Source organism: Streptomyces gardneri, assembly GCF_006539185.1.
In the GTDB taxonomy this organism is placed as follows: Bacteria; Actinomycetota; Actinomycetes; order Streptomycetales; family Streptomycetaceae; genus Streptomyces; species Streptomyces gardneri.
Window position 1 is genome coordinate 49,466 of sequence record NZ_BJMN01000053.1, and the last position, 20,942, is coordinate 70,407.

The window sequence follows — 20,942 nt, forward strand, 5'->3', positions numbered from 1 at the left end:
CTACATCTCGTGCGTGATCTCGTACGTCATCAGATGTCGTCGGTTCAGGAGTTGGTTCAGGGGTTGTTTCTGAGGGCGGTTCGGAAGTCGGGTCAGAAGTCTGTGGCGTAGCTCTTGTCCCGGGCGCTTCCGCGGGGGCGTGGTGTCGACGGGCCCGAGTCCTCCGTGGCCGCCAGCGCGCGGACGGCGTCCAGGCGGGCCGGGCGGTAGTAGTCGCTGCCCTTGCGCCAGTACACGAGCAGCGGGACGACGCCGACGAGCAGTCCGCCGAGGCCGATGGTGAGGGCCGTGGTCGAGAGCTCGCCCAGGGACTCGACGAAGCACCAGAGCATGAAGCCGGAGCCGAGCAGCGGCCACAGGCCGCCGAGGATCAGGTTCCGTACGGAGCGCAGCAGGAGCGACTTGTACGCGACGACCGCGGCGATGCCCGCGAGGCCGTAGTAGAAGGCGATCTGGAGGCCGATCGCGGCGACGGCGTCGCTGAGGATCCGCTGGACGGACTCGGCGGCCGCGGCGGCGGCGAACATGAGGAGCGCGGCGCCGCCGACGGCGGTGATCGCGACCCACGGGGTGTTCCAGCGACGGTGCACGGTGCCGAGCGCGGCGGGCAGGGTCCGGTCGCGGCCCATCGCGAAGAGGGAGCGGGTGACCTGGAGGAGGGTGGTCTCCAGGGTGGCGACGGTCGAGAGGACGACGGCCACGACGAGGAGTTTCCCGCCGACGCCCGGCCAGATCTCCTGGCCGAGGACGGCGAGGACGTTGGGCCCCGCGGTGCGGATCTCCTCGGTGGTCAGCAGGACGTTCACGGCGACGGTGAAGGCCTCGAAGAGGACGAAGACGAAGCCGACGCCGACGAGCGCGGCGAGTCCCGCCGTGCGGCGGCTGTTCCGGGTCTCCTCGCTGAGGTTGCTGGTGACGTCCCAGCCCCAGTAGTAGAAGGCGGCGATGAGGGCGCCGGCGGCGAAGCCCTGGGTGCCGTCGAACTGGTCGAGGCCGAACCAGGACCAGTCGAAGGCGGTCGCGTGGCCCCGGTGCAGGACGGCGGCGAGGACGAAGCCGATGAGGATCAGCATCTCGACGCCCGACATGACGAGTTGGGCCCGCACGGTCAGCCGGGCGCCGCCCAGGACGACGAGCAGCATGATCAGGAACCAGCCGGCGCCGACGGCCGCCGCGAGCGGGGTGTGGTTCGCGAGGTCCGGGTCGATCAGGGAGAGCGTGAGGGCACCGGCGGGCAGGGAGCCGGCCACCATGAAGACGGTGGCGGCGAAGACGAGGGCCCAGCCGGAGAGGAAGCCGAGGAAGGGGTGGAGGGTGCGGCCCACCCAGGAGTAGCCGGCGCCGGCGTTGACGTCGATGCGGCCGAGGCGGGCGTAGGCGAGGACGATGCCGAACATCGGTATCGCGCAGTAGAGCAGGGCGGCGGGTCCGGCGAAGCCGACCGCGCCGAAGAGGACGGCGGTGGTCGCGGCGAGCGAGTAGGCGGGCGCGCTGCCCGCCACGGCCATCACGATCGTGTCGAACGTGCCGAGGACATTGGGCTGGAGCCCTCTGCTGTGGGTGGTGCGCATGGCGGAGTCCTCGGGGCGCGGGGGGTGAGGCAGGGCGAAGTGGTCCGCCCGTCGGGCCGGTTGTGCGACACGGCGGGGCGCGGGGGAGTTGCGGTGGGGCACGGTGGAGCGGGGTGGGGCCGGGGCGAACCAGGTGGATCTGGGTGGATCGTGGGGAGTTGATGGGGATCGCTGTGGATAGCTGTGGATCTCGGGCGTTCTTCGGTGCTCGGCGAATCTCGGGGAATCGAGCGCATCGTAGTCGCCCGGATGGCGTTCGGTAACGGCAGTGGGGAGGGTTCCGTTCCGTGACCGCCGGTAAGTCCGTCCGTACGCCCCTCGGGCGAGGTTTACCGCAGGTCGGGACCGGCGATGGCGCGGGCCGCGCGGACCTCCTGGCGGAGGGGTGCGAGGACTCCGCTCTCGTCGCCGGGCAGCTCCGCGCGGACCTCCACGAGCGTCTCCGAGGAGCGCAGTCCCTCGGACAGCCCGCGCAACTCGCGCTCCACGGCGGCGACCTCGGAGGGGTCCGGGTCCGGGGCTCCGTGGTCGACGCGGATCCGGGCCGCGGTCGTCGCGTCGATGATCCGCTCGACGGCGACGACGAGCGGCCACCAGGCGGCGGCCCGGGTGCCGGTGGGCGGCGGTTCGGTCAGCGCGCGCTGGAACTCGGAGCGGACGGTCGACAGGTCCCGGTAGAGCTTCCGCCGGGCCCGGTGCCGCTCGGTCGCATGGTTCCGCGGCCGGGTGGGGGCGAAGGCGCTCTCCACGTACGCGGCGGTGTCGGCGACGGCGTCCGCGAGGCGGTCCCCGATGCGGGTGTGCCAGGACTCGGGCCAGAGGAGGTAGCCGGCGACCAGGGCGATCGCGCAGCCGATGAGCGAGTCGTAGAGGCGGGGCAGGACCAGGTCGAAGCCCTGCTGGTTGAGGGTGTCGGAGAGCAGCAGGATGACGGGGGTGATGGCCGCGGTCTGGAAGGCGTACCCCTTGGCGGAGAAGGCCGGGATGAGGGCCGCGAGCACCATCATCACGGGCACGTCCCACCAGCCTCTCGGGACTTCGGCGAGGACGAGGGCGGCGAGGACGAGGCCGGCGACGGTGCCGAAGGCGCGGAGTACGGCCCGGGAGAAGACCGAGCCGAAGTCGGGCTTCATGACGAAGGTGACGGTGAGCGCGACCCAGTACGAGCGGGGGACGGCGATCAGCGAGACGAGGGCCTGGGCGAGGCCGATGCAGAGCGCGAGGCGCAGCCCGTACCGCCAGGACGCCTCGGAGAGCATCACGTCGCGGGAGACCCGGCGGACCCGGACGCGGAGGGCGGCGGGGCGGCCGAGCCGGTCGTCGACGTTGTAGGGGTCGGGGTCGGCTTTGTGTACGACGGCCGCCGCGTGGCGCAGGGCGTGGTCGACGGCCTTCTCGGCGGGCCGTTCGGGGGTCGGCAGGTCGAGTACGGGTGTCCCGGTGCGGCCTTCCTCGACGGCGTCGGCGAGTTCGCGTACGGCGGCGGGGATCGCGGCGGGCAGCGGGCCGACGAGCCGGGCGCGGAGGTGGGCGGCGGGGGCGGCTTCGAGGAGGGGGACGAGGACGTTGAGCTGGGAGAGCAGTCTGACCTGGTGGGGTGCGCGGCCGTGTTGGCGGGCGCGGCGGGCGAGGAGCAGGTCGTAGGACTGGTTGAGGGAGGCGGTGACGGCCTGCCGTTGCTCGTCGTAGGCGGTGGTGGTTCCGGTGGCCTCGTACAGCTCGGCGACGGCCCGGTAGGTGGCGGCGACGGCGGCGCGTTCGGGGGCGGCGCGGCGCAGGGGCCAGCCGAGGAGGGTGAGGAGGAGGACGAAGAGACCGCCGAGGCCGAGGAGGAGGGGTGCCTTCCACCAGGGGTCCGGCATGGGGAGGCCCGCGCCGACCACGCAGTTGAGGAGGAGCAGGAGGCCCGATACGGAGGCGACGGCGCCGATCGACGAGATCATCCCGGAGACGAGCGCGACGAGGGTGAGGACGGCGACGGCGAGCCAGCCGTGGCCGAAGACGAGGGTGCCGAGGGTGACGCCGAGGGCGCCGAAGAGCTGCGGCACGGCGATGTTGTAGATCCGCATCCGGTAGGCGTCGGCGGTGTCGCCGATGACGCCGGAGAGGGCGCCCATGGAGACGAGGGCGCCGTAGGCGGGCTGCCCGGCGGCGAGTCCGACGGCGAGCGGCGCGGAGAGCGCGACGGACGCGCGGACGACGGCGGCCCAGGGGATGGGGGTGGGGGCGGGCCGGAGCCCGGCCGTGAGCCAGGTGGGCGGGGAGAGCCGTACGGGCCGAGCGGGGCGTGCCATGCCCTCCAACTTACGTCGCGCGGCACGCGGGACGGGCTCCCGGCGGCGTGGTCAGGCCGCGCGGCAGAGGTCGGTGCGGCCGGCCGGGGGTGACGTGCGCGGCGCGGTGCGGGCCGCGGTCGGGTGTGCGGGCCGGGGGATGCGGGCGGTGCGGGAGGCGGTCGCGGTGCGAGTCGTGAGCGTCGTCGGGGGCGTGGTGGTGGTCGCGGCCGTCGCCGCGGTCCGGGGCGTGGTCGGGGTCGGGGCCGCGGTGCGGATCGGGGCCGGGGCCGCGGTGCGGATCGTGGTCGTGGCCCGCGAGCGGTTTCGGGCGAAGACGACCAGGCGCAGCACCGCGAACCGCGCCGCACCGGCCAGTGCCGAGGCGGTCAGGTAGACGGCCTGTTCGAGCGTCGCGCTCGGTGCCGTCACCAGTTGCTGGAGGAGCAGCATCGCGCCGCAGGTCACCACGTACGCGGCGGCCGCGGAACCGGCCGACTGCGTGTGCTGGCGCCAGGTGGCGCGCCCGCCGGCGCCGAAGGTGAAGCGGGCGTGCAGTTCGGTGGAGAGGAGCGTGGAGGCCACGGCTGTCAGGGCGTTGGCCAGGAGCCAGGGGATCCAGGAGGCGAGGCCCGTCACGGCGAAGCTGGAGGCGATCCCCACCCCGCCGCCGCAGAGCACGAAGCGGGCGAACGCGGTGAGGGCGCCGGGTGTCGCGTGCCGCCGGCTCTGTGCTGTCTCCATGATCCGACCCCGACCCCTCCGCTGGCTCACTCCGCGACATGCGCACCCGCCCGCCCGTGGGCAGCGGGGTGTGCATCACCGATGACGCCATCATGGCACACGCATGGCGCCATGGCGAGCCATATGTGGCGTCAATGGCGCCATGAGTGGCGCCATGGAGTGGCAGGGTTCCTCATCCTGGGGTCGGCGGCTGGAGCGGCGCACGTGTCGTGCTCGACCGCCCCCTGCACTTTGTGGTGGGGAAGCGCGGTCAGTTGCGGTAGGACTCGACCTCCGCGGCCGGGCGGAGGGCGGCCGTGTCCGGGTCCTCGCCGAACTCGCTCTTCGCGCGGCGCTGGCGCAGCAGGTCCCAGCACTGGTCGAGCCTGACCTCCAGGTCGGCGAGGCGGGCGCGCTCCTCCGGGAGGAGGCCGCCCGTGCGCTGCCGCAGCGCGCGTTCCTCCTCGACGAGGGCGCTGATGTCGTCCAGGATCTCCTCGTTGTCCATGTTTTCAGCGTGGCCGATCAGCGCTCTCCGCGCAGGTCGAGATCGGTGAGGACGGCCCGGTGGTCGGAGCCGTCGATGTCGAGGAAGCGGATGCTCCGGACGCTGAAGTCCTCGCTGACCAGGACGTGGTCGATCTGGACGAACAACGGCAGGGGGCCTTCCGCGGGCCAGGTGGGGGTGCGGCTGACGCGCGCGAGCCGGGCGGCGTCCTGGAGGCGGCCGGCTTCGAGGATCGCGCGGAAGGCGGCGTGGTCCTGGGAGGCGTTGAAGTCCCCGGCGAGCAGCAGCGGCTCGGGGCGCCGGGCGGCGGCCTCGTCCTCGATCCGGCCGAGCTCCTGCTTCCACGGGCCGATGTGGCCCGGCAGCGGCGGCATCGGGTGGGCGAGTTGGAGCCGTACGGACTTCCCGGCGATCTTCGTCGTGGCGCCCGGCATGCCCATCACCGCCGGGACGACCCGCTCGTCGGTGAGCGGGTAGGCGCTGAGGAGGACGGAGCCGGCGGAGCCCTCGGCGTCGACCGAGGCGTGGTGAGGGAGTTCGGCGGCGAAGGCCGTGGTCAGGGCGTGTCCGCACGCGCGGTCGCATTCGGAGGCGAAGACGATCTGGGGGCGCTCGCGCCGGATGGTGTCGACCAGCGCTTCGGTGCCCTGGCCGAACTCGACGTTGGCGGCGAGCACCCGGACCTGGGCCAGCGGCAGCCCGTACGCGGTGACGAGCTGCGGCATGTAGGGCAGGGAGCTCCAGCCGACCGCGCCGAGGACGAGGACGGCGAGGACGGTGAGCGTCCGGCGCCGGGCGACGGCGGCCAGGAGCAGCCCGAGCCCGGCGGGCACGGCCAGCCAGGGCAGCATCGAGAGCAGCTGCGGTACGGGGGTGATCCCGTCGGTGTCGAGGAAGCGGCAGGCGCTGATCAGCGCGGGCACGGTCAGGAGCAGCCCCGCGGCCCAGGCGGTGAGGCGGTGCCTGGGCCGCAGGGGCGGCGTTTCGGGGGCCGCAGAGGCAGCCGCTCTCATCACGGGTGCGGCGATGACGCCAGGTGCTCGGTCCACGCCTTTCAGTGTCGCAAAGCCTGTGCGATCTCCGCGGTCGTGGTGCCCGAGAGCGTCCGATTGCTGCGTGCCGTACCCGACTTGGAGGCTCCGGGCTCGACGCCGTTGATGTTCAGGACGACCGCGTCGAGGAGATTCCCGCTGTCGTCACGGAAGTTGACCATGATCGTGTAGTCGGCGTTCTTGTCCTTGGGGTTGGTCGCGGTGATCTCGGCGACCGTGCGGTCCCCGTCGGTGCTCGTCCCGCCGGCCTTCACGTCGGCCGTGGCGTTCACGCCGTCCTTGACCTCGTCCATCTTCTCCTGGGCCGCCGAGGCGACGGCGGCCGTGGCGGAGGAGACGATCTCGCCGGCCTTGTCCGTGACGGTGTCGCAGCCGGTGGAGGTGAGGGCGAGGGCGGTCGCGGCGGCGAGGGAGAGCGCGATTCCGGTGGCTCTCGTGGGTCTCGTGGGTCTCGTGGCTCTCGTGGGTCCGGTGCGGCTCATGGGCGGCCGCCTCAGAACTTCTCGTGCGTGCCGTAGGCGTCGTCCGTGGCCAGCGCCCAGATCACGAAGATCGAGATGGCCATGGAGAAGAGCGCCCACCACGGCTGGTACGGCAGGAAGAGGAACTGGAAGAGGACGTTGAGGGAGGCCAGTGCGATACCGGCGACCCGTCCCCACTCGGCGCCCTTGAGGATGCCGTAGCCGGCGATGGCGAGGATGACGCCGAGGATCAGATGGATCCAGCCCCAGGTCGTGAGGTTGAACTTGAAGACGTAGTCGCCGACCCGGGTGTAGACGTCGTCCTCGGCGATGCCGGCGATGCCCTGGAAGACGTCCATGAATCCGGTGACCAGCATGAGGACACCGGCGAACAGGGTGCCGCCGGAGGCCCAGGCGCCGGAGGTGCTCGGCTTGCGGGGTGCGGTGTTCTGGCTCATGACCCCATCGTCGGAGTGTTCGTACGATTCCGAACTTTCAGCTGAGCCGAACGAGTGAGCGGAGGTAGGAGTCGAGTACGGCGTCGAACTCCTCGGGCTGCTCCAGGTTGGGCAGGTGCGCGGCCCGTTCGATCACGGCGAGCGTGGAGTCGGGCAGCAGCGCGTGCATCTCCTCCGCGTCCTCGACCGGGGTGTACGTGTCGTCCCGGCCGACCACGACGAGCGCGGGGACGGCGACGGTGGTGAGCGACTCGCGGTAGTCGGGCCGCTCGGCCCGGCCGCGCAGCGCGGCGGCGGCGCCGACCGGGTCGGTCGCGCACATCATGCGGTGGACGTGCGGCGCGGCATGGGTGTTGTACGGGGCGACCATCCGGTCCAGGACCTCGTCGGCGTACCCCTGCATCCCCTCCTTGAGCAGCCGGTCGGCCATGGCGTTCCGCGCGGCCTTGCCCTCCTCGGTCTCGGCGGCGGGGAAGGTGTCGGCGAGGACGAGGCCCCGGACGCGCTCGGGGTGGCGGCGGTGGAGCTCCATGGCGATCTGGCCGCCCATGGAGAGGCCCGCGACGACGGCCTGTTCGATCCCCAGGTCGTCGAGGAGGTCGACGAGGTCCTCGGCGAAGTCGCCGAGGCCGGTGATCTCGGTCAAGGCCGTCGCGCCGAGCGGGGTGATGCCGTAGCCGCGCAGGTCGGGGGCGATCACCCGGTGCGTGAGCGAGAAGCGGTCGATCTGGGGCTGCCACATGGTGTGGTCGAAGGGGTGGCCGTGGACGAGGAGGAGCGCGGGGCCGCTGCCCCGGTCCTCGAAGTAGAGGCGGGTGGCGAGGTTGTCGGTGTAGCGCATGACGGCAGGCTAGGCAGCGGCGATTGCTCGGTGCAATGAGATCTTTGCTCTCGGTGCAATCGATGCAAGCGATGCAATCGGTGAATCGAGGGAATCGAGGGAGGGCCGGCATGGAGGAGTACCGGAGGATCGCGGACCGGGTCGAGGCGGCCGTACGGGACGGGCGGCTGACGCCGGGTGACCGGCTGCCGCCGCAGCGGGTGTTCGCCCGCCGCCACCGGATCGCGAACTCGACGGCCATCCGGGTCTACGGCGAGCTGGCCCGCCGGGGCCTGGCCGTCGGAGAGGTCGGGCGCGGCACCTTCGTGCGGGCCGCGCCACCGCTGCCGGGGCCCGCGCTCGCCGAGGCGACCGGGGCCGCTCCCGTCGACCTCCAGCTCAACTACCCGGTCGCCGAAGGGCAGTCGGAGCTGATGGCCCGCGCGCTCGCGGCGCTCGCCCGGCCCGACGTCCTGGCCGAGGCCGTCTCGGGTCCGGCCGCCGCGACCGGGACCCCGGAGGCCCGGGAGGCGGCGGTGTCCGTCCTCGCCCGGCCCGGCTGGGCGCCGGACCCCGAGGGCCTCCTCTTCGCGGGGAACGGCCGCCAGGCCATCGCCGCCGCGCTCTCCGCGCTCGTCCCGCCCGGCGGCCGGCTGGGCGTCGAGGCGCTCACGTATCCGCTGGTCAAAGCGGTGGCCGAACGGCTCGGCATCCGGCTGGTGCCGCTCGCCCTCGACGAAGACGGGATACGGCCGGAGGCGCTCGCGGCCACCCACCGGGCCACACCGCTGGCCGCGGTCTACCTCCAGCCGACCCTGCACAACCCGCTCTCCACGACCATGAGCGAGCCCCGGCGGTCCGAACTGGCCGAGCTGCTGCGCCACCTGGACCTGACGGCGGTCGAGGACACGACCTGGGCGTTCCTCGCACCGGGCGCCGCGCCCCCGCCGCTCGCCGCCTTCGCCCCCGAGCGGGTGCTGCTCGTGGACAGCCTGTCCAAGCGGCTCGCCCCCGGGCTGACCGTCGGCTATCTCGTCGTCCCCGGGCGGCTGCGGGCGACGGTGGCGGAGGCGCTGCGGTACGGGGCCTGGACGGCGGGCGGGCTCGCGCTCGCGGCGGCCACCCGCTGGGCCGGGGACGGCACGGTCGCCGAGGCCGTCGCGGCCAAGCGCGCGGACACGGCGGCCCGGCACGCCCTGGTCCGGCGGCGGCTCGACGGATACGCGGTCCGGACCTCCCCGCACGCCTATTACTGCTGGTGGGAGCTGCCCGCGCCCTGGCGGGCGGAGACCTTCACTGCGGCGGCGGCCGGGCGCGCGGGTGTGGCGGTCACCCCCGGCAGCGCCTTCGCGGTCGGCCCGGGCACGGCCCCGGACGCGATCCGGGTGGGCCTCGCGTCACCGCCCCGCGCGGTCCTGGACGGGGCGCTCGCCCGTCTCGCGGCGCTGGCCGCCGAAGAGGCCTGACACGCGCGGATGCCGCGAGGGCGACACCGGCGGCGCCCGCGCCGGCCAGGGGCTCGGTCCGTCCTTGCCTTCCCTATTCAGGACATGTAAAGTCCAGGATCATGAGGATGAGCGAAGGTGTGGAGTGGGCGCTGCACAGCTGCCTGAACCTGGCCTGGATCGGTTCGGAGCGGGCGGTCACCGCCGCGCGCCTCGCGGCCTATCACGAGCTGCCGGCCCCGTACCTGACCAAGCAGCTCCAGGCGCTCGCCCGGGCCGGGATCGTCACCTCGGTCTCCGGGCCGAAGGGTGGCTTCCGGCTGGCGCGCGGCCTGGACCGGATCACGCTCATGGATGTCGTCGCCGCCGTCGAAGGCCCTGAAGAGGCCTTCCGCTGCGCCGAGATCCGGCAGCAGGGGCCGGGGGCCGGGCCGGCGGGGTCGTATGCCGCCGAGTGCGCCATCGCCGGTGCCATGGGGCGGGCCGAACTGGCCTGGCGGCGCGAGCTCATGGCCCAGACCCTGGACGACGTCCGGGAGCGGGCGGAGCTCCAGGCGCCGGCCGCGCCCGACCGGATCCGCCACTGGTTCGCCAACGTCTGACACGACCGCCCTCCCTCCGGGGTGGGTATCCGGAGGAGGTTATTCTGGATGTTAGATATCCAGATTGAAGAGGTTGAAGAGCGTGATCTTGGCATCGCGCGCCGACCGTCCGGGCGGCCCGCCGTCGCCGCCGTCACGCTCGGCATCTTCACGGTCATGACCGCCGAACTCCTGCCGGTCGGACTGCTCACCCCGGCCGCCGCCGACCTGTCCGTCACCGAGGGCGCCGCGGCCCTCATGGTGACCGTGCCCGGCCTCGTCGCGGCCGTCGCCGCGCCCCTCGTCACGGTCCGCGCGGCCGGCGCCGACCGCCGGACGCTCCTCGTCGCGCTCATGCTCCTCGCGGCCGTCGCCAACCTCGTGTCGGCGGTCGCCGGACACCTCGCGGTCGTCCTCGCAGCCCGCGTCCTCCTCGGTCTCGCCATCGGCGGCTTCTGGGCCCTCGCCGGAGGTCTCGCGCCCCGGCTCGTGGCCCCCGCCGCCGTGGGACGGGCCACCGCCGTGGTCTTCGGCGGAGTCTCGGCCGCCTCGGTCCTCGGCGTCCCCGCCGCCACCGTCGTCGCCGAACGGATCGGCTGGCGCTGGGCGTTCACCGCCACCGGCCTCCTCTCCCTGCTCGCCGCAGCGGCCCTCCTGACCCTGCTGCCCCGCCTCCCCGGACGGGGCCCCGGAGCACCCACGGCACGAGGCACGGGGCTCGGCGCACTGGCCGCACTCGCCGCGCTGCCCCGCCGCAACCGCCGCGTCCGCGCCGGGCTGCTGCTCACCCTCGCGCTCGTGACCGGCCACTTCCTCGCGTACTCCTTCGTCCGCCCGCTGCTCACCGACCACGCCCGGGCCCCCGAAGCGCTCCTCGGCGCGCTGCTCCTCGGCTACGGCCTCGCGGGCGTCGCCGGGAACTTCCTCGCCGGCTCCCGGGCGGCCCGCTCCCCCCGCCGTACGCTCGCGGTCATCGCCGCCGCCCTCGGCACCGTCCTGCTCCTCCTCGCCCTCACCACCACTCCCGCGGCCGGTGCCGGGCTGCTGCTCCTGTGGGGGCTCGCCTACGGCGGGGTCTCGGTCGCGCTCCAGTCCTGGTTCATGGCGGCCGCCCCCGACGACGTCGAGGCCGCCACCGGCCTCAACGTCAGCGTCTTCTGCCTCGCCATCGCCCTCGGCGCCCTCCTCGGCGGGCTGCTGACCGACGCGTACGACCTCACCGCGGTGCTCCTCGCGGGCGCCGCGCTCACCCTGGCCGCCGTCCCGGTGGCCGCCCTCTCCGGAAGGAACGATCACTCATGAGCCAGACCCCCGTCACCGACCACACCGCCCACGCCGACCAGCGCGTCATCACCAACCCCGCCACGCTGCACGACCCCACCCCCTTCGGCTACAGCCACGCCGTCTCCGCGCCCGGCGAGCTCGTCTTCGTCGGCGGCCAGTACGCCTCCGACGCCACCGGCGCCCCCGTCCCCGGGGACTTCGCCGCCCAGGTCGAGCTCTCCCTCACCAACCTGCGGCTCGCCCTGGAGGGCGTCGGCCTCGGCCTCGCCCACGTCGTCCGCCTCGGCTCGTACGTCGTCGAGCACGACCTCGCCAAGCTGGAGGTCCTCGGCAAGGCCCTGCACGCGCACTTCGGCGAGCGGCTGCCCGCGCAGACCCTCAGCGGGGTCGCGGCGCTCGCCCTGCCGGGCATGCTCTTCGAGATCGACGCCGTCGCGGTGCGGCCGGCCGGCTGATCCACTTGCGGGGCGCCGGGCGCGGGTGTGCCCTGGAGGGTGCGGGACACCCAGGGGGCAGAGCCTGGGGGCGAGACGAAGGAGCTCCAGCCATGGCCGCACACGCAGCGGTACCGGCCCGGCGCCGGGCGAGCAGTACCAGCCGCGGGATGCCCGTCTGGGCGATGCCCGTCGCGCTCGGTGTGATCTACGGTTTCTACGCGGCGTTCATCCAGAAGTCCGGCGCCCCGGTCACCTGGGGACTGTTCTGGCTCGGACTGGTCTCGGCGATCGTCTTCGGCGGGGCGGTGTACGCGATCCACCGCTACGGCCGCACCCTGCCGCGCGAGCTCCACGCGGCGGCCTGGGGCGGCCTCGCGGGCATCGCGGTCGGCTTCCTCTACAGCCTGTCCGACGTGAGCATCCTGTCGGCGACGATCCTCGGCCTGATCGTCGGGGCGGGCGTCACCGCCGGCGCCTTCTACCTCTACTACACCCACGAGGACGCCGAGGGCCGCCCGGCGCCGTACTGACGCACCGAGCCAGAACCAGAGCCCGAACCAGAGCCAGAGCCCGCGGCCCGGGTCCGGCGCCGGTAGTACGAGGCCGCCACGGCGGCGACGAGCACCGGCCAGGCCAGCAGGGGCGCGTAGCAGGCGATCAGCAGGGCCTCCTGTGCCGGGGAGGCGGGGATGCCGGGTCCGAGGTCCGCGTACGAGGCGTACACACCCCACCCGGCGATGGCGCACAGCCCCGCCACCCCGGCGAAGGCTGCGGCCGTCGCGGCGGCCGGGTTCACGCGGCGCCCGCCGAGGAAGGGCATCCACCGGGGGAAGACCTCGCCCCAGGAACGGACGAGCCCCAGGGTGAGGAAGGCGAGCAGCTCGGAGACGACGCTGAGGGAGACGACGTACGCGGACACCCAGAAGCCCATCGCGCCGAGCTCGGCGTCCTGCGTGACCGGGAGCCCCGCGACGAGCGCGAGGCGCCACAGCCCCGACGGGAGGGTGACGAGCGGTACGGCGTGGGCGGCGAGGGCGGCCCAACGGGGCACGTCGGGCGGGGCCTTGATCTTCGTCATGCGTCCAGCGTCCCGCCGGGCCCCGGGGCGGGACGTCGCCCCGGGGGCGGGTCCGCCTCCGCCGCGCGGGGGAGGGGCGCTCGTCCGACGTGGCGATCGGTGCCGGTGCGACGGAGACTGGGAGAAGCGCTCTCTTTCCGACAGCAGCACGGAAAGGTCCCGTACTCCCGTCATCCCGGAGGAACGGCATGACCACCGACCTCGCCATCGAGACCGAGGGCCTGGTCAAGGTCTTCGGTACGAACCGCGCCGTCGACGGCATCGACCTGCGCGTCCCCGCCGGCACCGTCTACGGCGTCCTCGGCCCCAACGGCGCCGGCAAGACCACCGCCGTCAGGATGCTCGCCACCCTCCTCCGCCCCGACGGCGGCCGGGCCAGCGTCTTCGGCAGGGACGTCGTCAGGGAAGCCGACGCGGTGCGCGGCCGGGTCAGCCTCACCGGCCAGTACGCCTCCGTCGACGAGGACCTCACCGGCACCGAGAACCTCGTCCTGCTCGCCAGACTCCTCGGCCACACCCGCCCCGACGCCCGCGCGCGCTCCGGGGAGCTGCTCGCCGCGTTCGGGCTGGCGGAGGCGGCGGACAAGCAGGTCAAGAACTACTCGGGCGGCATGCGGCGCCGTATCGACATCGCCGCGTCCATCCTCAACACCCCCGACCTGTTGTTCCTCGACGAACCGACGACCGGGCTCGACCCGCGCAGCCGCAACCAGGTCTGGGACATCGTCCGCGCGGTCGTCGCCCAGGGCACCACGGTCCTCCTCACCACCCAGTACCTGGACGAGGCGGACCAGCTGGCGGCCCGTATCGCCGTCATCGACCACGGCAAGGTGATCGCCGAGGGCACCAAGGGCGAGCTGAAGGCCTCCGTCGGCTCGGGTGCGGTGCACGTACGGCTCCGGGACCCCGAGCAGCGCCCGGAGGCCGAGCGGGTCCTGCGGAGCGCCCTGAACGCCACGGTCCAGCTCGACCCGGACCCGGTCGCGCTCACCGCGACCGTCGACGGCCACGGCACGGACCTGGGCGCCGCCGAACAGGCGGCCCGCGCCCTGGCCGAGCTGTCGCGGGCCGGGATCACGGTCGACAACTTCGCCCTGGGGCAGCCCAGTCTCGACGAGGTCTTCCTCGCCCTCACCGACCGGAAGGGAACGACGGCATGACCACCGTCACCACAGGAAAGGACCCGCAGTCGACCGAGGCCCTCGACTTCGTCGCGCCGAAGGCGGACGAACTCGCGGCGCTCTTCGTGGGCCGGTCCCGTCCGCCGCGCCCCAGTGCGCTCTCCGCGTCGCTGACCTTCGGCTGGCGGGCCATGCTCAAGATCAAGCACGTGCCGGAGCAGCTCTTCGACGTGACGGCGTTCCCGATCATGATGGTGCTGATGTACACGTACCTCTTCGGGGGCGCGCTGGCCGGCTCGGTCTCGGAGTACGTCCAGTTCCTGCTGCCGGGCATCCTCGTGATGAGCGTCGTGATGATCACGATGTACACGGGCGTCTCGGTCAACACCGACATCGAGAAGGGCGTCTTCGACCGCTTCAGGACCCTGCCGATCTGGCGACCCGCGCCGATGGTCGGCTACCTCCTCGGAGACGTCGTCCGCTATCTGATCGCCTCGGCGGTCATGCTCACGGTCGGCGTGATCATCGGCTACCGGCCGGACGGCGGGATCGTCGGCATCCTGCTCGGTGTCGCGCTGCTGATGGTGTTCTCGTTCGCGTTCTCGTGGATCTGGACGATGTTCGGCCTGCTGCTGCGCAGCGAGAAGTCCGTCATGGGCGTCTCGATGATGGTGATCTTCCCGCTCACCTTCCTCTCCAACGTCTTCGTCGACCCGAAGACGATGCCGGGCTGGCTCCAGGCCTTCGTGAACAACAACCCCGTGACCCATCTGGCGACGGCGGTACGCGAGTTGATGGCGGGCCGGTGGCCGGGCACGGACATCGTCTGGGTGCTGGGCTGGTCGGCGCTGTTCGTGCTGGTCTTCGGCTGGGTCACGATGAGGCTGTACAACCGCAAGTAGGGGCCGGCGGGCGGGGTGGTTGACCTTCCCCGCGGGGGAAGGCCCAGCATCGGCGGTGCCGGAGGCCGATGGGGCGTCCGGTACGGGGAGGTGGCACGCCGGTGGAACGGCTCATGACGATCGGGGAGTTCGCCCGCGCGTCCCGGCTCTCCGCCAAGGCGTTGCGCCGCTACGACGAGCTCGGCCTGCTGACACCCGCCCGCGTCGACGCGTACAGCGGCTACCGCTACTACGCCGGGGCGCAGGTGGAGCGGGCGCGCCTGGTGGCCTGGCTGCGGCGGATCGGGATGCCGCTCGCCGAGGTCAGGGACGTGTGCGTGCTGCACGGTACGGACCCGGGGGCGGCGGCCCGCACGGTCCGCGCCTACTGGGCACGGGTCGAGGCGGAGACGGCGGCGCGGCGGGATCTGGCGGCCTCCCTGGCAGACCGGTTGGGAGGACCCACGGACATGACGACGACGATGACGACGACGTACGCACGGCCGTACGGCCTGCTCTCCGCCGCGCTCTCGGAGCGCGGGCGGGTGCGGGAGACCAACCAGGACCGGGTGCACGCCGGTCCGCGACTGCTCGCCGTCGCGGACGGCTACGGGGCGGCGGGGGACCGGGCGGCGTCGGCCGCGCTCGCGGAGATCGAGGGGGTGCGGGCTCCGGATCGGGTCGGGGACCTGCTCAACGCGCTGGAGGACGCCGTCCGTCGTGCGGACACGGCGGTCGGGGCGGCGGCGCCCGGATCGGGGACGACCCTGACGGCGGGGGTGTGGACGGGCGACCGGTTCGCGCTCGCGCACGTCGGGGACGGGCGGGCGTATCTGCTGCGGGACGGGGAGCTCACGCGCCTCACCCGGGACCACACCGTCGTCCAGGAGCGGGTCGAGGCCGGTGAGCTCGACTCGGCGGAGGCTGCGGCGCACCCGGACCGGGCGCTGCTCCTGAGGGCCCTCGACGGGGCCGGGAGCGGCCCCGTCGCGGATCTGGGGCTGTACGAGGGGAGGCCGGGCGACCGCTGGCTGTTGTGCACGGACGGGCTTTCGGCGGTGGTGCCGGAAGCGGAGATCCGTGGCGTGCTCGCGGCGGGTTCCGGGCCCGCCGACACGGTCCGGGCGCTCGTCGACCTGGCGCTGGTGGACGCCGAAGGGCGGGGCGGCCCGGACAACGTGTCGTGCGTGGTGGCGGACGTGGTGCCGGACAGGGCCTAGGAGGCCGTGCGCGGGGTCGTCTGCTGGACGGCCCAGCGGTTGCCGTCGGGGTCGGCGAAGTAGACGAAGGAGCCCCAGGGCTGGTCGTCGATCGGGCTGACCTCGATGCCGCGGGCGGTGAGGTCGGCGTGCGCCTCCTCGATGTCGGTGACGACGACCTGCATGTTGTCGAGGGAGCCCGGGGCCATCTCGGTGATGCCCTTGCCGAAGGCGATCGAGCAGGCCGAGCCGGGCGGGGTCATCTGGACGAAGCGGATGGCGTCGCTGACGGGGACGTCGTGGTCGGCGTGGAAGCCGACCCGCTCGTAGAAGGCCTTGGCCCGGTCGACGTCGCTGACGGGGACGCCGATCAGTTCCAGCTTGATGTCCATGGCGGTCACGCTCCTCGGACGACGACGACGGGGCAGGGGGAGTGCTGGGTGACGTGGGACGAGACCGAGCCCAGGACCGCCGCCTTGAAGCCGCTGTAGCCGCGGTCGCCGACGACCAGCAGACTCGCGCCCCGCGCCGCGTCGAGCAGGGCCTGCGGGGCGTTGCCGCCGACCACCGTGCGGGTGGTCGCGGCGGCGACCCGCGGGTCGAGGGCCTTGTCCAGGGACTCGTCCAGGATCTGCTTGGCGAGCCGCTCGGGGTCGAACTCCGGTGGCACGCCCGGCATCAGCGTCGCCCACGAGGCCGGGTACTCCCAGCTGATCAGTGCCTGGAGGGAGCCCCCGGTCAGGGCGGCCTGCGCGGCCGCCCACTTCAGCGCCTTCAGGGAAGGCTCCGATCCGTCCACACCCACCACGATCCTGCCGCCGGCCATCGCCGACCTCCGTTCGTTGTCGGGAACCTCGGGAACCTTGGGAACCTCAGGAACCTCAGGAACCTCAGGAACCTCAGGAACCTCAGGAACCTCAGGAACCAAGGCAAAGCTCCCTCACAACGTAACAAAGAGGTCAATCCAGGCGCAGGTCGGCCAACTGCTTCTCGAAGGGGACGATCTCGTCTTCGTCGGTCCGCCGGGACGGCCGGGCCGCGACCGTGTCCGCGAACTCGTTCCCGGCCCGGGTGATCCGGGAGGGCAGCCCTTCGGTGTACTCGTCGCCGCCCGTGCCCCAGTCCTCCGAGGCCGCGTAGACGGCGGTCGGGACGACGTGGGCCCGCAGGTAGGCGAAGAGCGGGCGCAGGGCGTGGTCCAGGACGAGGGAGTGGCGGGCGGTGCCGCCGGTCGCGCCGACGAGGACGGGGGTGCCGGTCAGCGCCGACGGGTCGATCAGGTCGAAGAACGACTTGAAGAGACCGCTGTACGAGGCGGTGAAGACCGGGGTCACCGCGATGACCCCGTCCGCGCCCGTCACCGTGTCGATCGCCTCCTGGAGCTTCTCCGAGGGGAAGCCGGTGACGAAGTTCTTCGCGATGTCCACGGCCAGGTCGCGCAGTTCGACGACCTGGACGTCGACCGCGTACTCCTGCTCGGCGAGCCGGTAGCGGGCCGCCTGGAGCAGCCGGTCGGCGAGCAGCCGGGTGGAGGACGGCGCGCTGAGTCCCGCGGACACGGCGACCAGCTTCAACGTCTGCATGGCGTCAGACCTCCAGCTTCTTCTGTACGGACGGGTGGAGCGGGGCGGTCTCCGGCACGCCGGCCGGGCGCAGGCTCGCGAACTCCTTGCGCAGCACCGGGACGACCTCCTCGCCGAGGATGTCGAGCTGCTCCAGGACCGTCTTGAGGGGCAGTCCGGCGTGGTCGACGAGGAACAGCTGGCGCTGGTAGTCGCCCACGTAGTCGCGGAAGGACAGGGTGCGCTCGATGACCTCCTGCGGCGAGCCGACGGTCAGCGGGGTCTCCCGGGAGAACTCCTCCAGGGACGGGCCGTGGCCGTAGACGGGCGCGTTGTCGAAGTACGGGCGGAACTCCCGTACGGCGTCCTGGGAGTTCTTGCGCATGAAGATCTGGCCGCCGAGGCCGACGATCGCCTGCTCGGGGGTGCCGTGGCCGTAGTGCGCGTACCGCTGCCGGTAGAGGCGGACCATCTTCTCGGTGTGCTGCTTGGGCCAGAAGATGTGGTTCGCGAAGAAGCCGTCGCCGTAGTACGCGGCCTGCTCGGCGATCTCGGGGGAGCGGATGGAGCCGTGCCAGACGAACGGCGGTATGCCGTCGAGCGGGCGCGGGGTGGAGGTGAAGCCCTGGAGGGCCGTGCGGAACTTGCCCTCCCAGTCGACGATGTCCTCCCTCCACAGCTTGTGGAGGAGCGCGTAGTTCTCGATGGCGAGCGGGATGCCCTGGCGGATGTCCTGTCCGAACCACGGGTAGACCGGCCCGGTGTTGCCGCGGCCCATCATCAGGTCCACCCGGCCGTCGGCGAGGTGCTGGAGGGTCGCGTAGTCCTCGGCGATCTTCACCGGGTCGTTGGTGGTGATGAGGGTCGTGGACGTGGACAGGATCAGGTTCTCGGTGCGGGCGGCGATGTGGCCGAGGAGGGTGGTGGGGGAGGAGGGGACGAAGGGCGGGTTGTGGTGCTCGCCGGTGGCGAAGACGTCGAGGCCGACCTCCTCCGCCTTGAGCGCGATGGCGACGGTGTCCTTGATCCGCTCGTGCTCGGTCGGGGTACGGCCGGTGGTGGGGTCGGTCGTCACGTCGCCGACGGTGAAGATCCCGAACTGCATCGTGCTCACCTCTCGCGTTCCTGCTGTGTCCGTTGTGTTAGTTGAACCTTAAATCATCTCGTCCAACGGTGCCACCCTCCGAGGTATTCCGGCCCGTCCGCGGCCCGTCCACGACCGGTCCACGGCCCGTACCCTGGACCGCATGACAGAGGAGAAGACGTACGACAACGAGCGCTGGAAGGAGCGGGGCGTCATGCTCCGCGTCTTCGTCTACGTCTTCGCGACCCACGCCTTCGCGGGCTTCGTCTGGCTCCTCTTCTACGTCGGCCAGAACGCCCAGAAGTGACCCAGCGGTAGGCCCCCCGAGGGCTCACGTAAAGTCGCCGACGTGAACGCTGCGATATCGGTCGTCGGAATCGGCGCGGATGGCTGGGACGGGCTCCCCGAGAGCTCCCGCCGCGTCCTGCGCGCCGCCGAGGTCCTGATCGGCGCCCCGCGCCAGCTCGACCTCCTCTCCGCCGACGAGTGCCCCGGCGAGCGGATCGCCTGGCCCTCCCCCCTCCGGCCCGCCGTCCCCGGACTGCTCGCCGCGCACGAGGGGCGCGCGATCGCCGTCCTCGCCAGCGGCGACCCGTCCTTCTACGGCATCGCCCGCACGCTCGCGGAGACCGCCGGGGCCGACCGCCTGCACGTCCACCCGCACCCCTCCTCCGTCTCGTACGCCTGCGCCCGCCTCGGCTGGCCCCTGGAGGCCGTCGAGACCGTCTCCCTCGTCGCCAGGCCGCTCGCCGCGCTCTCCGCCGCCCTCCACCCCGGCCGCCGGCTCCTCGTCCTCGGCGAAGGACCCGGCACCCCCGCCGAGGTCGCCGCGCTGCTGCGCCGCACCGGCTGGGGCGGCACCCGCATCCGCGTCCTCGAACAGCTCGGCGGGCCCGCCGAGCGGCTCCTCGACGCGACCGCCGCCGACTGGCCGTACGAGCGGACCGACGCCCTCCACGTCCTCGCCCTCGACTGCGTACGCGACCCGGGCACGCTCCGGCTCGGCGCCGCGCCCGGTCTCCCGGACGAGGCGTACGAGCACGACGGGCAGCTCACCAAGCGGTACGTCCGCGCCGCCACGCTCGCCGCGCTCGCCCCCGCCCCGGGCGAACTCCTCTGGGACATCGGCGGCGGATCCGGCTCCATCGGCATCGAATGGATGCGGACCCACCGCGATTGCCGGGCCGTCGCCGTGGAGAAGTCCCCGGAGCGGGCCGCCCGCATCACCCGCAACGCCGACACCCTCGGCGTCCCCGCCCTCCGCGTCGTCACGGGCCCGGCCCCGGCCTCCCTCGACGGGCTCCCGACGCCCCACGCGATCTTCATCGGCGGCGGCCTCACCGCCCCCGGCCTCCTCGACGCCTGCTGGGACGCGCTCCCCGCCGGCGGCCGGCTCGTCGCCAACACCGTGACCCTCGAATCCGAGGCGCTGCTCGCCGACCGCTACCGCCGCCACGGCGGCGAACTGATCCGGCTCGCGGTCTCCGCCGCCGTCCCCGTCGGCGGCTTCACCGGCTGGCGCCAGGCGATGCCCGTCACCCAGTGGTCCGTGACCAAGGGGTCCGTAACCAAGGAAGAGGAAGCATGACCGTCTACTTCATCGGCGCGGGCCCGGGCGCGGCCGACCTGATCACCGTGCGCGGCGCCCGGACCCTCGCGAAGTGCGGGGTCTGCCTCTACGCCGGCTCGCTCGTCCCCACGGAGCTGCTCGCCGAGTGCCCGCCGGACGCGAAGCTGATCGACACGGCCCAGCTCGACCTGGACCGGATCGTCGCCGAGATCGCCGCCGCCCACGAGGCCGGCCAGGACGTGGCCCGTCTCCACTCCGGCGACCCGTCGGTCTTCAGCGCGGTGGCGGAGCAGATGCGGCGGCTCGACGCGCTGGACATCCCGTACGAGGTCGTGCCGGGCGTCCCGGCGTTCGCCGCGGCGGCGGCCGCGCTCAAGCGGGAGCTGACCGTGCCGACCGTCGGCCAGACGGTCATCCTCACCCGGATCGCCCAGCAGGCCACCCCGATGCCCGAGGGCGAGGACCTCGCGACGCTCGGCCGCAGCGGCGCCCTGCTCGTCCTCCACCTGGGCGCCCGCTACGTCGACCGGATCGTCTCCGAGCTGGTCCCCCACTACGGCGCGGACTGCCCGGCCGCCGTCGTCGCGATGGCCAGCCGCCCGGACGAGCTGGTCCTGCGGGGCACCCTCGACGACATCGCGGAGCAGGTGAAGTCGGCCGGGATCACGAAGACGGCCGTCATCATCGTGGGCCGCACGCTCGCGGCCTCGGAGTTCCGCGACAGCCACCTCTACGACCCGGCGCGGGAGCGGCACGTCTGCTGAGCCGTTCGCTGAGCCGTTCGCGTCACGGGACACGCGGCGGGGCCCCGGGGAGTCCGATCCCCGGGGCCCC

General features: G+C 73.0%; 23 protein-coding genes and 1 pseudogene. 11 read left to right on the forward strand and 13 right to left on the reverse strand.

Going from position 1 to position 20,942, the window contains the following annotated elements:
- Positions 1-92: 92 nt before the first annotated feature.
- The 8 genes and pseudogenes from SGA01_RS33770 to SGA01_RS33805 all read right to left on the reverse strand — a co-directional run bounded on the left by SGA01_RS33770 (position 93) and on the right by SGA01_RS33805 (position 7,887).
- The gene (locus tag SGA01_RS33770) at positions 93-1,571 is read right to left on the reverse strand and encodes an APC family permease (RefSeq protein ID WP_055642546.1); all 1,479 of its coding nucleotides are present in this window, start codon (positions 1,569-1,571) and stop codon (positions 93-95) included.
- Between the two features lie 329 nt (positions 1,572-1,900).
- A complete protein-coding gene (locus SGA01_RS33775) occupies positions 1,901-3,865 on the reverse strand; it encodes an FUSC family protein (RefSeq protein ID WP_141301488.1) in 1,965 nt (654 codons plus the stop codon).
- A gap of 204 nt (positions 3,866-4,069) precedes the next feature.
- A pseudogene (locus SGA01_RS33780) lies at positions 4,070-4,588 on the reverse strand (GtrA family protein); the annotation flags it as partial.
- A 250-nt stretch (positions 4,589-4,838) separates the two neighbouring features.
- Positions 4,839-5,075, reverse strand: a complete 237-nt coding sequence (locus tag SGA01_RS33785) for a DUF2630 family protein (RefSeq protein WP_055642547.1) — start codon at positions 5,073-5,075, stop codon at positions 4,839-4,841.
- Between the two features lie 17 nt (positions 5,076-5,092).
- A complete protein-coding gene (locus tag SGA01_RS33790; RefSeq protein ID WP_141301524.1) occupies positions 5,093-6,088 on the reverse strand; it encodes an endonuclease/exonuclease/phosphatase family protein in 996 nt (331 codons plus the stop codon).
- 41 nt (positions 6,089-6,129) lie between these two features.
- Positions 6,130-6,609, reverse strand: coding sequence for a hypothetical protein (locus SGA01_RS33795; RefSeq protein ID WP_229918487.1), 480 nt, complete (start codon positions 6,607-6,609; stop codon positions 6,130-6,132).
- Positions 6,610-6,620: 11 nt separating this feature from the next.
- Positions 6,621-7,046, reverse strand: a complete 426-nt coding sequence (locus SGA01_RS33800) for a DUF7144 family membrane protein (protein ID WP_141301490.1) — start codon at positions 7,044-7,046, stop codon at positions 6,621-6,623.
- A 37-nt stretch (positions 7,047-7,083) separates the two neighbouring features.
- Positions 7,084-7,887 carry an alpha/beta fold hydrolase gene (locus SGA01_RS33805; RefSeq protein WP_141301492.1) on the reverse strand — a complete coding sequence of 268 codons (804 nt, stop codon included), beginning with the start codon at positions 7,885-7,887 and terminating at the stop codon, positions 7,084-7,086.
- Positions 7,888-7,997: 110 nt separating this feature from the next.
- Here SGA01_RS33805 and SGA01_RS33810 point away from each other — a divergent pair, with 110 nt between their 5' ends.
- The 5 genes from SGA01_RS33810 (at position 7,998) to SGA01_RS33830 (ending at position 12,143) form a co-directional block, all read left to right on the forward strand.
- A complete protein-coding gene (locus SGA01_RS33810) occupies positions 7,998-9,332 on the forward strand; it encodes an aminotransferase-like domain-containing protein (protein ID WP_141301495.1) in 1,335 nt (444 codons plus the stop codon).
- Between the two features lie 107 nt (positions 9,333-9,439).
- Positions 9,440-9,913, forward strand: coding sequence for an RrF2 family transcriptional regulator (locus SGA01_RS33815; RefSeq protein WP_141301497.1), 474 nt, complete (start codon positions 9,440-9,442; stop codon positions 9,911-9,913).
- Positions 9,914-9,961: 48 nt separating this feature from the next.
- Positions 9,962-11,194 (forward strand): MFS transporter, encoded by a 1,233-nt coding sequence (locus tag SGA01_RS33820; protein ID WP_141301499.1) that lies wholly within the window; start codon positions 9,962-9,964, stop codon positions 11,192-11,194.
- A complete protein-coding gene (locus tag SGA01_RS33825) occupies positions 11,191-11,631 on the forward strand; it encodes a RidA family protein (protein ID WP_141301501.1) in 441 nt (146 codons plus the stop codon). The genes SGA01_RS33820 and SGA01_RS33825 overlap by 4 nt, the downstream gene beginning before the upstream one ends.
- Before the next feature lie 92 nt (positions 11,632-11,723).
- Complete coding sequence (locus SGA01_RS33830) at positions 11,724-12,143, forward strand: hypothetical protein (RefSeq protein WP_141301503.1); 420 nt, start codon at positions 11,724-11,726, stop codon at positions 12,141-12,143.
- Here SGA01_RS33830 and SGA01_RS33835 read toward each other — a convergent pair.
- Positions 12,101-12,691, reverse strand: coding sequence for a hypothetical protein (locus tag SGA01_RS33835; RefSeq protein WP_190133569.1), 591 nt, complete (start codon positions 12,689-12,691; stop codon positions 12,101-12,103). The two genes, SGA01_RS33830 and SGA01_RS33835, sit on opposite strands and share 43 nt — an antisense overlap.
- Positions 12,692-12,879: 188 nt before the next feature.
- Between SGA01_RS33835 and SGA01_RS33840 the strand changes: the two genes are divergently transcribed.
- From SGA01_RS33840 to SGA01_RS33850, 3 genes are all read left to right on the forward strand, one after another.
- On the forward strand, positions 12,880-13,851 hold the full coding sequence (locus SGA01_RS33840) for an ATP-binding cassette domain-containing protein (RefSeq protein WP_141301505.1): 972 nt from the start codon (positions 12,880-12,882) through the stop codon (positions 13,849-13,851).
- The gene (locus SGA01_RS33845; RefSeq protein ID WP_141301507.1) at positions 13,848-14,714 is read left to right on the forward strand and encodes an ABC transporter permease; all 867 of its coding nucleotides are present in this window, start codon (positions 13,848-13,850) and stop codon (positions 14,712-14,714) included. Before SGA01_RS33840 ends, SGA01_RS33845 begins: the two co-directional genes overlap by 4 nt.
- A gap of 113 nt (positions 14,715-14,827) precedes the next feature.
- Positions 14,828-15,913, forward strand: coding sequence for a MerR family transcriptional regulator (locus SGA01_RS33850; protein ID WP_174867605.1), 1,086 nt, complete (start codon positions 14,828-14,830; stop codon positions 15,911-15,913).
- On the opposite strand, the gene SGA01_RS33855 is transcribed toward SGA01_RS33850, so the two are convergent.
- The 4 genes from SGA01_RS33855 to SGA01_RS33870 all read right to left on the reverse strand — a co-directional run bounded on the left by SGA01_RS33855 (position 15,910) and on the right by SGA01_RS33870 (position 18,559).
- A complete protein-coding gene (locus SGA01_RS33855) occupies positions 15,910-16,284 on the reverse strand; it encodes a VOC family protein (protein WP_141301511.1) in 375 nt (124 codons plus the stop codon). The genes SGA01_RS33850 and SGA01_RS33855 overlap by 4 nt on opposite strands.
- 5 nt (positions 16,285-16,289) lie before the next feature.
- Positions 16,290-16,718: a universal stress protein gene (locus SGA01_RS33860; RefSeq protein ID WP_055642560.1), complete on the reverse strand. Its 429-nt coding sequence runs from the start codon at positions 16,716-16,718 to the stop codon at positions 16,290-16,292.
- 133 nt (positions 16,719-16,851) lie between these two features.
- Positions 16,852-17,475 carry an FMN reductase gene (locus SGA01_RS33865; RefSeq protein WP_141301513.1) on the reverse strand — a complete coding sequence of 208 codons (624 nt, stop codon included), beginning with the start codon at positions 17,473-17,475 and terminating at the stop codon, positions 16,852-16,854.
- 4 nt (positions 17,476-17,479) lie between these two features.
- Positions 17,480-18,559, reverse strand: a complete 1,080-nt coding sequence (locus SGA01_RS33870; RefSeq protein WP_141301528.1) for an LLM class flavin-dependent oxidoreductase — start codon at positions 18,557-18,559, stop codon at positions 17,480-17,482.
- 142 nt (positions 18,560-18,701) lie between these two features.
- Here SGA01_RS33870 and SGA01_RS41275 point away from each other — a divergent pair, with 142 nt between their 5' ends.
- Genes SGA01_RS41275 through cobM form a run of 3 tightly spaced genes read left to right on the forward strand, consistent with a single transcriptional unit; the run spans position 18,702 to position 20,872 of the window.
- Positions 18,702-18,845 (forward strand): DUF6126 family protein, encoded by a 144-nt coding sequence (locus SGA01_RS41275; RefSeq protein WP_167534238.1) that lies wholly within the window; start codon positions 18,702-18,704, stop codon positions 18,843-18,845.
- 42 nt (positions 18,846-18,887) lie between these two features.
- Complete coding sequence (cbiE, locus tag SGA01_RS33875) at positions 18,888-20,126, forward strand: precorrin-6y C5,15-methyltransferase (decarboxylating) subunit CbiE (protein WP_141301514.1); 1,239 nt, start codon at positions 18,888-18,890, stop codon at positions 20,124-20,126.
- Positions 20,123-20,872: a precorrin-4 C(11)-methyltransferase gene (gene cobM / locus SGA01_RS33880; RefSeq protein WP_141301516.1), complete on the forward strand. Its 750-nt coding sequence runs from the start codon at positions 20,123-20,125 to the stop codon at positions 20,870-20,872. Before cbiE ends, cobM begins: the two co-directional genes overlap by 4 nt.
- Positions 20,873-20,942: the final 70 nt, after the last annotated feature.